Origin of the sequence: Cryobacterium sp. 10I1 (assembly GCF_035019805.1) — a bacterium.
Lineage (GTDB): Bacteria > Actinomycetota > Actinomycetes > Actinomycetales > Microbacteriaceae > Cryobacterium > Cryobacterium glucosi.
In genome coordinates this window covers 1-14,198 of record NZ_JASJVF010000069.1, presented here as the reverse complement: position 1 = coordinate 14,198, position 14,198 = coordinate 1, and the positions used below count along the sequence as shown (strand labels likewise).

At 65.0% G+C, this 14,198-nt stretch carries 14 protein-coding genes; 9 read left to right on the top strand and 5 right to left on the bottom strand.

What is annotated here, in order from left to right:
• The 3 genes from QN345_RS08455 to QN345_RS08445 form a co-directional block, all read right to left on the bottom strand.
• A partial coding sequence (locus tag QN345_RS08455) for a heavy metal translocating P-type ATPase (protein WP_323508568.1) occupies positions 1-1,941 on the bottom strand: 1,941 nt, incomplete at its 3' end.
• Entirely contained in the window at positions 1,941-2,261 is a 321-nt protein-coding gene (locus QN345_RS08450) for a heavy-metal-associated domain-containing protein (RefSeq protein WP_134558772.1), read from the bottom strand. The genes QN345_RS08455 and QN345_RS08450, both read right to left, overlap by 1 nt.
• A gap of 94 nt (positions 2,262-2,355) precedes the next feature.
• On the bottom strand, positions 2,356-2,685 hold the full coding sequence (locus QN345_RS08445) for a metal-sensitive transcriptional regulator (protein ID WP_134558771.1): 330 nt from the start codon (positions 2,683-2,685) through the stop codon (positions 2,356-2,358).
• A 466-nt stretch (positions 2,686-3,151) separates the two neighbouring features.
• Between QN345_RS08445 and QN345_RS20570 the strand changes: the two genes are divergently transcribed.
• From QN345_RS20570 to QN345_RS08420, 6 genes are all read left to right on the top strand, one after another.
• Entirely contained in the window at positions 3,152-3,634 is a 483-nt protein-coding gene (locus tag QN345_RS20570) for a DUF4395 family protein (protein WP_369125151.1), read from the top strand.
• Between the two features lie 309 nt (positions 3,635-3,943).
• A complete protein-coding gene (locus QN345_RS08440) occupies positions 3,944-4,306 on the top strand; it encodes a hypothetical protein (protein ID WP_323508567.1) in 363 nt (120 codons plus the stop codon).
• A 551-nt stretch (positions 4,307-4,857) separates the two neighbouring features.
• On the top strand, positions 4,858-5,385 hold the full coding sequence (locus QN345_RS08435) for a M23 family metallopeptidase (RefSeq protein ID WP_166788284.1): 528 nt from the start codon (positions 4,858-4,860) through the stop codon (positions 5,383-5,385).
• Positions 5,378-6,715, top strand: coding sequence for a peptidoglycan DD-metalloendopeptidase family protein (locus tag QN345_RS08430; RefSeq protein WP_322140687.1), 1,338 nt, complete (start codon positions 5,378-5,380; stop codon positions 6,713-6,715). Before QN345_RS08435 ends, QN345_RS08430 begins: the two co-directional genes overlap by 8 nt.
• Positions 6,716-6,795: 80 nt before the next feature.
• The gene (lgt, locus tag QN345_RS08425; protein ID WP_134564069.1) at positions 6,796-7,725 is read left to right on the top strand and encodes a prolipoprotein diacylglyceryl transferase; all 930 of its coding nucleotides are present in this window, start codon (positions 6,796-6,798) and stop codon (positions 7,723-7,725) included.
• The gene (locus QN345_RS08420; protein ID WP_322136279.1) at positions 7,722-7,967 is read left to right on the top strand and encodes a hypothetical protein; all 246 of its coding nucleotides are present in this window, start codon (positions 7,722-7,724) and stop codon (positions 7,965-7,967) included. Before lgt ends, QN345_RS08420 begins: the two co-directional genes overlap by 4 nt.
• A 52-nt stretch (positions 7,968-8,019) precedes the next feature.
• On the opposite strand, the gene QN345_RS08415 is transcribed toward QN345_RS08420, so the two are convergent.
• Positions 8,020-8,577 carry a hypothetical protein gene (locus QN345_RS08415; RefSeq protein WP_134558764.1) on the bottom strand — a complete coding sequence of 186 codons (558 nt, stop codon included), beginning with the start codon at positions 8,575-8,577 and terminating at the stop codon, positions 8,020-8,022.
• A gap of 7 nt (positions 8,578-8,584) precedes the next feature.
• A complete protein-coding gene (locus QN345_RS08410) occupies positions 8,585-10,984 on the bottom strand; it encodes a heavy metal translocating P-type ATPase (RefSeq protein ID WP_322189827.1) in 2,400 nt (799 codons plus the stop codon).
• Positions 10,985-11,906: 922 nt separating this feature from the next.
• On the opposite strand from QN345_RS08410, the gene QN345_RS08405 reads away from it, so the two are divergent.
• From QN345_RS08405 to QN345_RS08395, 3 genes are all read left to right on the top strand, one after another.
• Positions 11,907-12,500 (top strand): DUF305 domain-containing protein, encoded by a 594-nt coding sequence (locus QN345_RS08405; RefSeq protein ID WP_322136281.1) that lies wholly within the window; start codon positions 11,907-11,909, stop codon positions 12,498-12,500.
• Between the two features lie 140 nt (positions 12,501-12,640).
• Positions 12,641-13,006 (top strand): BlaI/MecI/CopY family transcriptional regulator, encoded by a 366-nt coding sequence (locus QN345_RS08400; RefSeq protein WP_243013566.1) that lies wholly within the window; start codon positions 12,641-12,643, stop codon positions 13,004-13,006.
• Entirely contained in the window at positions 13,003-14,082 is a 1,080-nt protein-coding gene (locus QN345_RS08395) for a M56 family metallopeptidase (protein WP_134558759.1), read from the top strand. The genes QN345_RS08400 and QN345_RS08395 overlap by 4 nt, the downstream gene beginning before the upstream one ends.
• The last annotated feature ends 116 nt before the right edge of the window (positions 14,083-14,198 follow it).

Here is a 14,198-nt window from a genome sequence, read left to right as displayed (position 1 = left end):
GGCGGCGTTCCCGCCGTCGCCGACCATGGCAACGACCCGGCCCTGCGCCTGGAGCGCACGGATGACCTCGGCCTTCTCAGCGGGGAGAACCCCGGCGCGCACGTCGTCGATGCCAACCAGGGTGCCGACGCTGCGGGCGACGGTCGCGTTGTCCCCGGTCAGGAGCACCGGGGTCAGGCCCAGGCGGCGGAACTCGGTGATCGCGGCGGCGCTCGTGTCCTTGACGGTGTCTGCAACGGCGAGGATGCCGCGGGCCACCCCGTCCCAGGCCACGGCGACACTCGTCTGACCTTGATTCTCACAGGCGGCCAGAGCGTTAGCCAGTTCGGGCGGGAAAGCGATGGCGGCGTGGTCGGTCAGCCACTGCGGGCGGCCGACCAAGACAATCCGGCCGTCGACGACAGCTTGCACACCGAGGCCGTCTGCGGATTGGAACGATTCCGCCGTGGGAAGTACGGCGATCCGGTCACGCGCGCCGGAAACGATGGCGCGGGCGACCGGGTGTTCGGAGCCCGCTTCTGCGGCGGCCGCGAAGCCGAGAAGCTCAACTTCACTGAGGGCGCCGATGGGTACGACCGCGACGAGGGTCATTTGCCCGGTGGTCACGGTGCCCGTCTTGTCGAGCACGATCGTGTCGACGCGCCGGGTGGACTCCAGGACCTGCGGGCCTTTGATCAGGATGCCGAGCTGCGCGCCACGGCCGGTGCCGACGAGCAGGGCCGTCGGGGTGGCCAGCCCGAGCGCGCACGGGCAGGCGATGATCAGGGTCGCGACGGCGGCGGTGAAGGCGACGACCGGTCCGGCGCCCAGGCTCAGCCAGACCACGAGGGTGCCCAGGGCGAGGGCGATCACGATGGGCACAAACACTGCGGATACCCGATCCGCCAGACGTTGGACATCCGCTTTGCCGGTCTGGGCCTGCTCGACGAGGCGCCCGAGTTGGGCGAGCTCGGTGTCGGCGCCGATCCGGGTAGCCCGGACGACGAGCCTGCCGCCCGAGTTGAGAGTCGCCCCGACAACGACGGCGCCCGGACCGACTTCGACCGGAACCGCTTCGCCGGTGAGCATGCTCGCGTCGATCGCCGACACGCCCTCGACCACGACACCATCCGTTGAAATCTTCTCGCCCGGGCGCACCACGAACAGGTCACCGACGACGAGCGAGGAGGTCGGCACGATGGTTTCGACGCCGTCGCGGAGGAGTGCGGTTTCCTTGCTTCCCAGCTCGAGCAGCGCACGTAGTGCCGCGCCGGATCGTTTTTTGGCGCGTGCTTCGAAGTAGCGTCCAGCAAGGATGAAGACGGTGACCGCGGATGCGACCTCGAGGTAGATCTCGCTCGCGCCACCATCAGCTCTGGCCGTGAAGCTGAATGCCATGGTCATACCGGGCATGCCCGCCGTACCGAAGAAAAGCGCGAAGAGCGACCAGCCTAGGGCGGCCAACACACCGATGCTGATGAGCGTGTCCATAGTGGCCGCACCGTGCCGAAAGTTCGTCCAGGCGGCCCGGTGGAACGGCCAGGCACCCCAGACGGCGACGGGTGCAGCCAGAGTCAGGGCGAGCCATTGCCAGTTGATGAACTGCAGCGGCGGAATTGCCGACATCGCGACGACCGGCGCTGCCAGAATCGCGGAAACGATCAGTCGTTGGCGGAGACTGGCGACGTCTCGGTCTTGCTGGCTCGGGGCCTCGTCGGCAACTGCCTCCGGCGGTTTCGGACGCTCGGCCGTGTATCCGGTTTCTTCGATCACGGCGATCGCCTGAGCGACAGTCGTGCCCTCCGGCACAAAGACGCTGGCCTTCTCGGTCGCATAGTTCACCGTGGCCTCGACCCCGGGCATGCGGTTGAGCTTCTTCTCAATGCGCGCAGCACACGAGGTGCACGTCATCCCGCCAACAAGAAGGTCGACGTGTTCGCCGCCCATCCGGACGCCGCTCATCAGGACTCAGCGACCAACTCGTAGCCGGCCTCGTCGATGGCCGCGGCGACAGCCGTGCGATCGAGCGGGGCGCCGGTAACAGTGACGAGGGAGACTCCGCCGGGGACGAGGTCAACGTTCACATCCTCAGGGCGAGCCAACTTGCCGATTTCCTTCGTCACGCTGGCCACACAGTGTGAGCACGTCATTCCCAGCACCCGAAAGGTGTTCGTCGCCCCGTCGGCCGGAGCGGCGGCCTGATTGGCCCTGGACTGAGTGTGTGTCCCGCAGGCGCAGGAGGCGTCGGTCAGGCCCAGGTCGTTTACTGTGGTTTCGCTCATGAGTGATACGTCCTTTCGGTTACCCCAACGGGGTATATTCCCACTATACCCCTTGGGGGTACCAAAATGCCACCGGGTCCGGTACGCGCGACGATTACGAACGCACTAGGCGGGCGATGGCGTCGTAGGCTTCCTTGATTTTGGCCTCTGCCTCGTCTCCACCGCGCACCGCGGCGTCGAGCACACAATGGTTGAGGTGGTCGTTGAGGAGTCCGAGAGCCACTGACTGCAGCGCGCTGGTCATCGCAGACACTTGGGTGAGGATGTCGATGCAGTATTTCTCGTCAGTGACCATGCCTTGGAGCCCGCGGGCTTGGCCCTCGATTCGACGCAGCCGCTTCAGATAGTCGTCCTTGTTGGAGATGTAGCCGTGCGGTCCGCTATGGAGCTCCGCACCCGCAGGTGTTGCGCTCACGTTTGTCATGGCTGGTTTACCCTTCCTTCGCACGATCGTTCATACCCCCCTATGGTACAGGACGTTGGATCCCCAATACGGGTCTCAGAGCGTCGGGCATGACGACCGTGGACACAGCCCAGAAGATCGCTGATGCCGCCTCACACCTGGCGATCGCCGCGGTCAGGGATGGCTTGCGAGTGCACTGCGCGCACGGGCCGTGAGCATGCGACTTTGGAGACAAACCCGCGCACCTGCCTGCGCGCCACACCATACGACGCATCGCTGATTTTCGATCTCAGGCTCAGGATGCGGCTTGTCGGCCTGCCGCAGGAGATCCGATGACCGGGGGCTTTCCAGTCTGGGCCCGAACCCTTTGCATGATCCTGTGACCGAGCGGCACTAGCCTAGCGACACGGCAGACCTTCAAAGCGGCGCAAGTGTTCACTGTCCATAACCGCATGGGACTGTCTATGTCCAACACTAAGGAATTGAAATGGCGGCCTTGAGAGAATTCACGAAGACCAACCTGAATAAACAGGGATTTGGAGGTCTCGATGATGACGCCAAGTCCTGTTACGCAGGGCCCCTACGATTCACTCCGGCAGTAGGCACCGTCCTAATCCTTGTCGGATTGGCTCTACAGTCGCCTATCTTTCTTGGAGTGGGGGCAATCGTTCCCCTCACCGGGGCGTTATTCCCTCGTGGCATGATTCTCGATTTGGTTTACAACTTGGGCGTACGCCACATGTTTCGCGCGCCCCCGCTTCCCCCCACGCCGCGTCCCCGGCAGTTTTCCTACCTCCTGTCCACCGTGCTCATTGCCGGTTCAGCCTTGTCCTTCTACTACGGAGTGTCAGCGTTGGGATTCGTCCTGGGAGGAGCGGTCGCTCTGGGAGGCACGATACTCACCACCACTCATTGGTGCCTCGGATCGTGGTTCTACAGACTTCTTTTCCCCCACGCAGCGACAAGGTAACCGGCGGGAACGCGTTCACAAGGCCATTATCCACAGCTTGAACACTCCCCGGACAGCCACCACCACCAACACCTATCAGCCTGAATTCTCCTGCGGCTGCCGCCCGGCTCAGGAAGTTGCCAGCTGGCTGCGAGTTCTCCGCGTACGCTAGGGGGGTATGTGCTGGCTTTTCGCCGGCGACGCGGACACGGGAGAGGAGAGTCGCGCATGTCTCGACGCTCCGGTACTTCCGGTTCCCGACCACGCGCTCTGAGTCGTGCCCTCGCCGTTTCGCTGGCCCTCGTTGGCGTGCTGGTTAGCCTGCTCGCCTTGCATTCGATGCTCGACGCCCATGACGGTGTTCAGGGAGCGGTCGCCGGAGTCACTCAATTCTCGGCGCAGAATGGCGAGACCCCGGCCGTTGCGGACAACGTCTTAGCGACGTCGGAGGATCGGGTCGGCCCGCTGTCGGCGCTCAATACCTGCGGCACGGACTGCGCAGTGGGGTGCGCTCTGATGGCGGCAGGGTGCATCGTGCTGATCACGGTGGTCGCCATCGTCCTCCTTCTTCGGCGCCCTGCTCTCTTTCAGACGCTCAAGGACGGTGGCGGTGGCCTTGTCCGCGTCGTCGCCGAGATCCGCAATCATGTGTACTTTCCCTCACTGACACTTTTGTCGATTAGCCGTATCTGATCACGGTCATTGGCGGGGATATTGGTCTCCGTTCGCCTTCGGCGACGATCCGCACTGCTGTGTGCGTACACCCGGATCACGTCCCGATTGACCCGTCACTGTCACGGGTCCGGTCCCTCGAACCCTGAGCGGACCCCACATCGTTGGTCTTCACATGCTCCCCGCCTTCGGCGAGATTTCGGACACGTCTTATGCATTCCTCAGCGTCCCCGCGCTCCCACACCCATCGTGCTCGAGTTCACGACTCGGGCCGTCCAACCGCCTTCGGTGCGCCGGCTGAGCCGGGTACCCGCCGCGCTCGTCGCGAGTCGGAGCGTCCGCGCCGGGCTGCACCGCCGAGACAATCCACGGCTCCCAGGCGCCCGCACCCGTCCCTTCGACACCGAGTCGTAGCCTGGTCAGCGCTCCTCGCTGTTACCCTTCTTGCGGTCACGACGTCTCTGCCGGCGGTGGCGGTCTCAACGGAGGCGTCGACCACGGTGCCCTTTGTTCCCAGTGCTGCACGGCAGGGTGTTCAGTACTCGGAAGTCAGCAGCACTGTCGCAGCCGGCGTGATCACGCGCGACGGTTACTCGGTTCAAGTCATACCCAAAGTCGTCCCTAAGAAATCGTCGAGCGCCGGGCTCTCGGTGCGGTCGCTTGGCGGCCGCGATACCGGCCAGCTCCTCGGTCAGGCGTGGGCGCTCCCCGTGGCCGGATTCATCAGCGACCCTTTCGGACCGCGACTGGATCGACCCGTCGAAGGCGTCGGGCTTTTCCACGAGGGAACCGACCTGGCCGCCTCGTGCGGCACCCCGGTCGTCGCCGCCACCGGTGGCACCGTCGTGTTCGCTGCTTCGAATGGCAGCTACGGGAATTGGATTGTCATCGACCACGGAAACGGCGTCCAAACCGGATACGCCCACAACAGCAAAATGCTCGTCAGTGTCGGACAAAACGTCACCGCGGGCGAAACCATCTCCCTAGTGGGCACTACCGGTGCGTCCAGCGGCTGCCACCTCCACTTCGAAACCCACGTCGATGGCACCCAGATCGACCCGGTGCCGTTCATGAGCGCGCGAGGAGTCACTCTTGGTTGACTCGGCCGCACGTCGAGGTGGTCGCCTGGCTTCTCGTGAACCCGCGGCTCAGAGTCGCTCTTCCAAGCCGGGCCGCCCGACATGGGTCGCGGTCCTGACGGCACTGGTCCTTATTGCCTTCACGGGCATTCCGGCGCCAGCCCAAGCAACCGAGTACCCATCGTGGGGAGACGTCCAGAACGCCCGAAATAGTGAAACCGCCAAGCAAGCCCAGATCACTCAGCTCACGGATCTTATCTCGGCGTTGAACACGCAAGTAGAGACCGCGAAATTACTTCAGGCCCAGCGCAGCAGCGAGTTCGAGGCTGCCCAGGGAGCGTTCGACCAGGCGAACTACCGTGCCGGCCAGCTCCAGGGACAGGCCGACGACGCCACTCAGCGCGCCGACGCCTCCAAAAAACAGGCGGGGCGGCTGGCATCGTCCTTGTCCCGTTCCGGTGGCGCCGACCTGAGCCTGACGCTCCTCCTCAATAGTGGGAAAGCGGACGAGTTGTTGTCAGAATTGGCCCGGATGGGCAAACTCACCGAGCAAACCGACGGGATCTACAAGAAGGCGGCCAGCGAGAGGAATTCCGCGCAAGCCTTGACCGACCAGGCCACCGTGGCCAAGAGCATTCTCGCTAGCCTCTCCGAAAAGGCCCAGACGGCCCTGGTAGAAGCCACGGCGGCCGACGCCGCACTGCAGGCGAAACTTGCTGAACAGCAAGACAATGCGACCACGATGGCGGCTCAACTCGTGGTTTTACAAGAAAACCGTCAGGCGACCGAAGCGGACTTCACCAAGGGCGAACAAGCCCGGGCTGCGGCTGCGGCAGCGGCGGCAGCGGCAGCAGCCGAGGCGGCAGCCGCTAGCGCCGCTGCGAACGCGAAAGCACATGGCAGTGGGACCGGCAGCGGGCGCGATTCGGGGCAGCTGAGCGCTCAGGGCTGGGCTCTTCCCGTCTCCGGTTGGATCAGCGACCCCTTTGGACCCCGACCGAATAAGCCGGTGGCCGGGGTTGGCCCCTTTCACTACGGAACCGACCTGGCAGCAGCGTGTGGCCGATCTGTGCGTGCGGCGACGGGCGGGACCGTCGTGTACGCCGGGTACCTCGGTTCCTACGGCAATTGGATCCTGATCGATCACGGCAACGGCGTTCAAACCGGCTACGCCCACAACAGCGTTCTCCACGTCAGCGTCGGCCAGAGCGTCGGCGCCGGCGAAGTGATCTCTGACGTGGGCACGACCGGCGCGTCAAGTGGCTGCCATCTCCATTTCGAAGTTCGCGTCGATGGCGCACGCATTGATCCGCAACCCTTCATGAGCGCGCGAGGCGTGACCCTGGGCTAACACTTCCCGAGCCTCCCGCACCTATCTGTTTCGAATGTTCCCCGCGCACCATCACCACCCCGAGAAAGCCGAACGAGTCCATGATTCTCTTCGCCAGCATCCCCAGCCCCGACATCAGTTTCTTCAGCATTGGTCCGCTCCGGATCCACTTCTATGCCCTGTTCATCCTCGCCGGGATCGCGGCCGCGGTGTGGCTGACGTCCCGGCGCCTCACCCGACGCGGAGGCGAGCCCGGCCTCGTGCTGGATATCGCGCTGTGGACGGTGCCCCTCGGCATCGTGGGCGGCCGTCTGTACCATGTCGTGACTCATCCGGGAGACTATTTCTTTCCCGGCGCCGACCTCTGGAAAGCTCTCTACGTGTGGGAGGGGGGCCTGGCCATCTTCGGGGCGGTACTCTTCGGGGCGGCCGGGGCGTACATTGCGTGTCGCCGCTCCGGGCTGCGTTTCCTCTCGTTCGCCGATGCGCTCGCACCGGGGATGCTGCTGGCGCAAGCCATGGGGCGCCTGGGCAACTACTACAACCATGAACTCTTCGGGGCTCCCACCACGCTTCCGTGGGGATTGCAGATCGAATCGACCAACCCGGCGTTTCCGGCCGGACTGCCGGCCGGAACCCTGTTCCAGCCGCTTTTCCTCTACGAGATCCTCTGGAATCTTTTCGGCGTCGCCGTTCTCCTGCTCGTCGAACGACAGTTCAACCTCCGCTGGGGGAAAGCGATCGGCCTGTACCTGCTCTGGTACGGGATCGGTCGCACCTGGCTGGAGGCACTTCGCCTCGACCCGACCGAGTTCCAACTCGTGGGCCTGAAGATCAACATGATCACGGCGATGGTCATCGCCCTCATCGGGATCGTACTTATCGTCGTGCAGTCGCGACGCCATCCAGGTCCCGAGAACAGCCCGTACCTTCCGGGGCGAGCCTGGACGCCGCCGACGCCCGGCACGAGCGACCCGGCACCCAGCGCCCCGGCCGGCCCCGCGTCACCGGACGGCACGGGGAACCCATGACGCCCGACAGTACCGCCCAGGACAGGTCAGACAGCCTCAAGCGTCGACGACGCCTCTTTCTGAGATCAGGGCAGCTGGTGATGGTTGCGGGGGTCCTGATTGCTGTGACTCACTGGCTCGGGCACCTGGACCCGGCGACAGTGACGCATCCCCCGGTCTGGATTGAGCTCCTGGTCAGCTATCCGGTAGCGGCCGTTGTTGTGATCATCGGCGCCAACCTGTCATCGCACAAACCCAAGTGAATGGATGCCGGCCCGGGCCCAGCTCGGCCGTTCCAGGTCAGTCCCGGATTTATTAGTGGACCCATGCGAAGGATTCCTCGAACGTTTCCCGACCCTCGTCGTCATCGAACACGTTGGCGACGAGGTGGGTGAGGAACAGTGCGAATCCGATTGCGATTTCGCTGAATTGGGTTCCGTCGAACGGCCCGTACCAGGACACCGTGCACGGTCCTTCCGGGTCAAGGTCCAGGCGGTTCATCGAGGCTCCCTCGGGCGAGGCCAGGATGAGGATGCGCACGGAGATCCACGGGGGCATGCCGCCCATGATGTCTCCGAGGGCGATGCCGTCTGCCGCGTGGCCCGACAGTGCCAGCGACAGGAGCACTGCGAGGTCCGCGGTGACGTCGTCACCGGCCTCGTAGCGGAGGTAGCTCTCCCGATCGTTGGATACGAGTTGGATGGCGTCGGGCGCCCACGCCAGCTGGCGATAGGCGAGGATATCGAGGATGGCACGGACCAGGTCGGTGAGGACCTTGCCCGCGGTCACCGCGTCCGTGACGCCGTCATACTGAGGCTTTCCGGCATCCCAAATCGTGCGAACCGCGTCACGGGTAGTAGGGATGCGGGTCACAGACAACTCACTCCTTGGCGCTTTCAGCGGGCTGTGGCAGGCGAAGGCGCTTCAGCATCAGCGCGTTGACAGCGACAATCACGCTGGAACCGGACATCGAGATCGCCGCGATCTCCGGGGTCAACCGGATGCCGAACCCGGGGAAGAAGACACCGGCGGCGATTGGCAGGGCGATGGCGTTGTACCCGATCGCCCAGCCGAGGTTCTGACGCATCTTCCGCACGGTTCCCTTTCCGATGCGCAACGCGACAGGGATATCCAACGGATCGGAGCGCATCAGGACCACGTCCGCCGTGTCGATGGCGACGTCGGTGCCTGCCCCGATTGCGATCCCCAGGTCGGCCTGCGCCAATGCCGGGGCGTCGTTGACGCCGTCGCCGACCATGGCGACGCGTTTGCCGGCGGCCTGGAGTTCCGTGATCTTCGCGGACTTGTCTTCGGGCAGTACCTCTGCCATCACGGTATCGATCCCGAGCTGGGAGGCGATGCGTGCGGCGGTGGCTTCGTTGTCTCCGGTGAGCATGACGACCTGGATGCCGGCGTCATGCAGGGCCGCCACGGCGGCAGCAGCGGTCGGGCGCACGGCATCCGCCAGTGCAACGACGCCGGCAGCCTTGCCGTCCACGGCGAGCAGGACCGCGGTGCGTCCCGTTGACGCGAGCGCATCGCGTTGGACCTTGACTGGTTCGATATCGACGCCTTGCGCGGTCATCAATTTGCGGTTTCCGACCAGCACCCGACGCCCACTCACCGTCGCCCCAGCCCCGTGCCCGGGTACGTTCTCGAAGTCGACGGCGTCGCCCACGGTCACGCCCCGACCAGCGGCGAAGCTGGCCACCGCAGCGGCAAGCGGATGCTCCGACTCGCGCTCCACGGCGGCAACGAGTGCCAAAAGCTCGTCCTCGTCGATGCCGATTGCGACGAAGTCGGTCACTTCCGGCTTGCCCTGGGTGAGGGTGCCGGTTTTGTCCATCACGACGGTGTCGATCCGTGCGGCTGTTTCCAGCGCGGTCGCGGTCTTGAACAAGACGCCGCGTTTGGCGCCGAGGCCGGTCCCGACCATGATCGCCGTCGGGGTCGCCAGGCCGAGCGCGTCCGGGCAGGTGATGACGACTACGGTGATCGCGAACAGCATCGCCGCCGGCACGGTTGCGCCTGCCAGCAGCCACACTGCCAGGGTCACGATTCCGCCGATCAAGGCCACCAGTACGAGCCAGAACGCCGCCCGGTCGGCCAGGCGCTGGCCGGGAGCCTTGGAATTCTGCGCCTCCTGCACGAGCGCGACGATCTGGGCCAGTGCGGTGTCCGCGCCCACCTTCGTCGCCCGGACCCGGAGGGTGCCCGTGGTGTTCACGGTCGCGCCGATCACCGCGGAGCCGGCCGTCTTGGCCACGGGAAGACTCTCACCGGTGACCATGGATTCATCGATATCGGAATCACCGGACTCGACAACGCCGTCGGTGGGGACCTTGGATCCCGGGCGCACGAGCATCAGGTCGCCCGGAACAATGTCCGCGGTGGGAATTTCAACGGGTTCGCCCTCGCGGATCACGAAGGCCTGCGCGGGGGCCAGCTCGAGCAGGGTGCGGACGGCGTCATTGGCGCCGCCCCGTGCCCGCATTTCGACCCAGTGCCCCAGCAGCACAAAACTGGCCAGGACAGTGGCGGCCTCGTAGAAGACGTCGCCGCCGCCGGTCAGGGTGACCACGACGCTGTAGAGCCAGCCCGATCCGACGCCGACGGCCACAAGCACCATCATGTCGAGCGTTCTCGCCCGCAATGCCCGGTAGGCGCCGTCGAAGAAGATCCATGCGGAGTAGAAGATCACCGGCAGTGAAAGGATCAGGGCCGCAACGTCGTCACGGAGCCCGAAGGGTGCCGGAAAAGTGAACCCAATGACCTCGCGACCGATCGGCGATAAAAGCGTGATCGGAACGGACAGGACTGCGGCCACCAGGAACCGGTTGCGCATATCCCTGATCATGCTAGCCATCGTCATAGAGCCATGGCCGCCGCCGTGCCCCATGGCGTCCTGCATCGTCCTCGTCGGAGGCGCCGCATGCGCGGTGTGGGCAACCGAGGGTTGCTCAGTGCTCTCCGATGTCGCGCTGGAATGTGCAGGCGCCGTGACCTCGGGAACTGCATGGGCCGCGGCAGGGTCTGGGGTGGCACTGTTGGCGGCAAGCGGGTCGCAAATGTGATCCGGTACGGACTTCCCATCGCAGTGGTACCCGCACTCGCGCACCCATTGGGCGAGGTCATCGACCGATGTCTGCCTCGGGTCGAAAGTGATTGTCGCCGTCTGCGCGACGACGTTCGTGTCAACGCCCAGCACGCCGGGGCGTCGCGACAGGACCGTATCCGCGACGGCTTTGGATGACGCCCACCCCACGCCCCGTACTTGCATGATCGTGGTTTCGGTCGACTGGCTCATTCGAACGATCCTCTCTGAAACATAGATAGTGCCCGGCGCCGGTTCGCTGTGTCCCCGATTGCCGATACCCACCATCTTATACCCCCTAAGGGTATCCGCGTTCATGCGACCACCTCGATGAAGCAACGGGGCGCTTTTCTCCGCGTTGCGAAGCTGGGCGTTTCTTCGGGGAATTTGGTCGGCTCTCTCAGGCCACGGGGAGCATCCGTTGGCTACAGTGTGAGGATTGCCACGTCCGAACCGCGACGGGAAGAAAGCGACGGGAAGAAAGGGGACAGCGTGGTGGACGCCCAGGCACGTGTGCGCGCATTATCGGCCGCGCGGCTGCGCCGTGCGCTCCTCGGAATCCTCTCCCTTGCAGCCGTTGTCTTCGGCTTGGTGGCGATGCATGCGGAAATGGCGGTCGAATCCGAAGCCTCACCAAATGCCCACGCCATGCTTGCTGCGCATTCAGACCCTTCAGCCGCAAGCACCGAGGACTCAAAACTCGATTCGGAATTGGCCTCTTTCCACGGGACGTCGAACCTGCCGTCGACGTGTCTCGGCATGTGCACCGCCGATTGCCTCATGACAGGGTCCGCCTGTACTGCCGGCCCTATCGCGCACTCCCCCAATTCTGCAGCCCAACACGCAATTCCCATCGTTGTTGACCGCCCTGCTGAGCGCGCAGTTCCCGCTCTGGCGCGGCGCCTGCCTCTACAGCGACCACCCTCGCTGACAGTCCTGTCGATCAGTCGCGTCTGATCAACGGCCAGCAGCGCGTTTGCACCCGGCACGGGCGCACACTCTCCGTTCCCGACTTTTCCGTGACTCGCTCTGCCCGCGAGCACCTTCCTAACCTCCGGATCTCCCCTCGTGGACCAGATTCCCCCCCTGTCTGACAGATTGGACTCCCATGATTTCCCTTCGCCTTCCCCTCCTGGCCGCCACCGCGCTAGCCGCGGCAATCGCCCTGTCCGCGTGCTCGGCTGGCGCCACCACGGCCGGCGGCGCCAGTACATCCGCATCCTCCGCCCCCGCCGCATCGACGGCGGTGTTCAACGATGCCGACGTCTCGTTCGCCATGCCGATGGTCGACCACCACCAGCAGGCGATCACCATGGCCCAGACCATGCTCGACAAGACCGGGGTCGATCCTCGTGTCACCGCTCTCGCCGAGCAGATCAAGGCAGCCCAAGGGCCGGAGATCACGATGATGAACTCCTGGGTCACGGCCTGGGGTGCGACCGCCACCAACATGCCTGGAATGGACATGAGCTCCGGTTCCATGACCGATGGCGACATGGCCGCACTGGACGCCGCGACCGGCCCGGCCGCCGACAAGCTGTTCCTTGAGCAGATGATCCAGCACCACCAGGGCGCGATTGACATGGCCAACGTCGAGCTCAAGGACGGGCAGAACCCGGAAGCACAGGCGCTGGCCACGAAGATCATTGCCGACCAGACGGCGCAGATCAAGCAGATGCAGGACATCCTCGCCACCCTGTAACCGCCCCGCCAACAGGCCGCGGAGCGTCATCGGCGCTCCGCGGCCCCGGGCGCCTAATTCCCTTAGGTGACTAGGATTAGATTGACCTTCATTTTCTGGTCCGTTCGCGAGTTACACCAACACTTTGAAGGGGCTCGACCATGGCGAAGTTCGGTGATCTGGAAAACGCGATCATGAACGAGGTCTGGCAGGCCGAGAACCCGCTCCTGGTACGGGAAATCCTCGACCGACTCAATCGCGGGCTCGCCTACAACACCGTGCAAACGGTCACCGAGATCCTTAACCGCAAGGGCTGGCTCAGCAAGGAACGGGACGGCCGCGCATTCCGCTATGGTCCCGCCGCCACCCGGGACGACTACGTGTCAGGACTCATCCGCGAGGCGCTGTCCTTCGCCGACGACCGGGCGGCAGCACTCGTAGGCTTCGTCGACGAAATGCCCAACGACGAAGCAGCAGAACTCCGCCGGCTGCTGGCCGCTGCGCATGAGAATGAGCCGCAGCCGTGATTGTCGCGATCACCCTGACCCTCTACGCGATCACGCTCTCCGTCGCCGCACCCCCACTCCTGCTGCGAGCGAACTGGGTTGATCGCGCCCCCCGGCTGGCTATCGCAACCTGGCAGGCCCTGACGGTCGCGGTCGTGGGTTCTCTCGCCCTCGCCGGCCTGTCCTTTGCGATTCCGATCGCCGGCCTCGGCGGGAAGGGCCCAATCGAGGTCCTGCAATCCTGCGCAATGGCGCTGCAGCAGCAGTATTCGACACCGACCGGAGCCGCCGTCGGTATCGGCGGGGCGCTGCTGGCTGGCACTGTTGTCACCCGCAGTTTCTGGGGCCTGGCCTCTACGGGCGCCCGGATGTCCCGAGAGCGCAATGCACATCGTCGCGTTCTCGACATGGTCGGGCGCCCGGATGCCGATCGCGACATCGTCATCCTCGAATCGGCGGAAGCGGCCGTCTACTGCATGCCGGGAATCCACCGGCGCACCGTCGTCACCACGGCCGCACTGCATGCCTTGACGGACGAAGAACTCGTCGCGGTTTTGGCGCACGAGCGCGCACACCTCGCTGAGCGGCATGACCTCGCCCTGGCCTTCTCCGTGGCACTGTCCCAAGCGTTTCTGAGGCTCCCGCCTTTCCAGCTGGCCGCGCGCGAGACGGCCCGCCTGGTCGAACTTCGTGCCGATGATGTCGCGGCTGAACGAACGCACCGGCTCACGGTTGCGGCAGCGCTCCTGGCCGTCGTTGCCGTGCCCCCGCACGCGGTGCCGGCCGTCGCACTCGGAGCGGCAGGACCTGGGGCTGCGGCCCGGGTTCGCCGGCTCCTTCCTCCGCGCCAGTCAGTGGGCCGCTTCCCTGTGTGTGCGGTGTCGGTAGCGATCGCGCTCCTGCTGATCGCGCCCGGACTGGCCCTCGGCTGGCCGGCCGTCACAAGCGCAGATCACGCGTTTTGCCCCGCTGAGCCGGCAACCAGCCTGTCGGCATCCCTTTCTCCAAGATCCGGCAGCGCGCCCGCGCCGGCAACTCCCACCATGCACACCCCGTGTGCCGTCGACAGCATGGACGAGGGTCGCTTCTCCAGCTGACTCCCAGCTTCGGCACGCCAGCTAGACAATCGCTTCACAATCACCTAATCTCCTTAGGAGGATAGGTGAATGTCCGCGCAGGACGCGGCCCGAGTGAAGGCGACGAATATATGGAA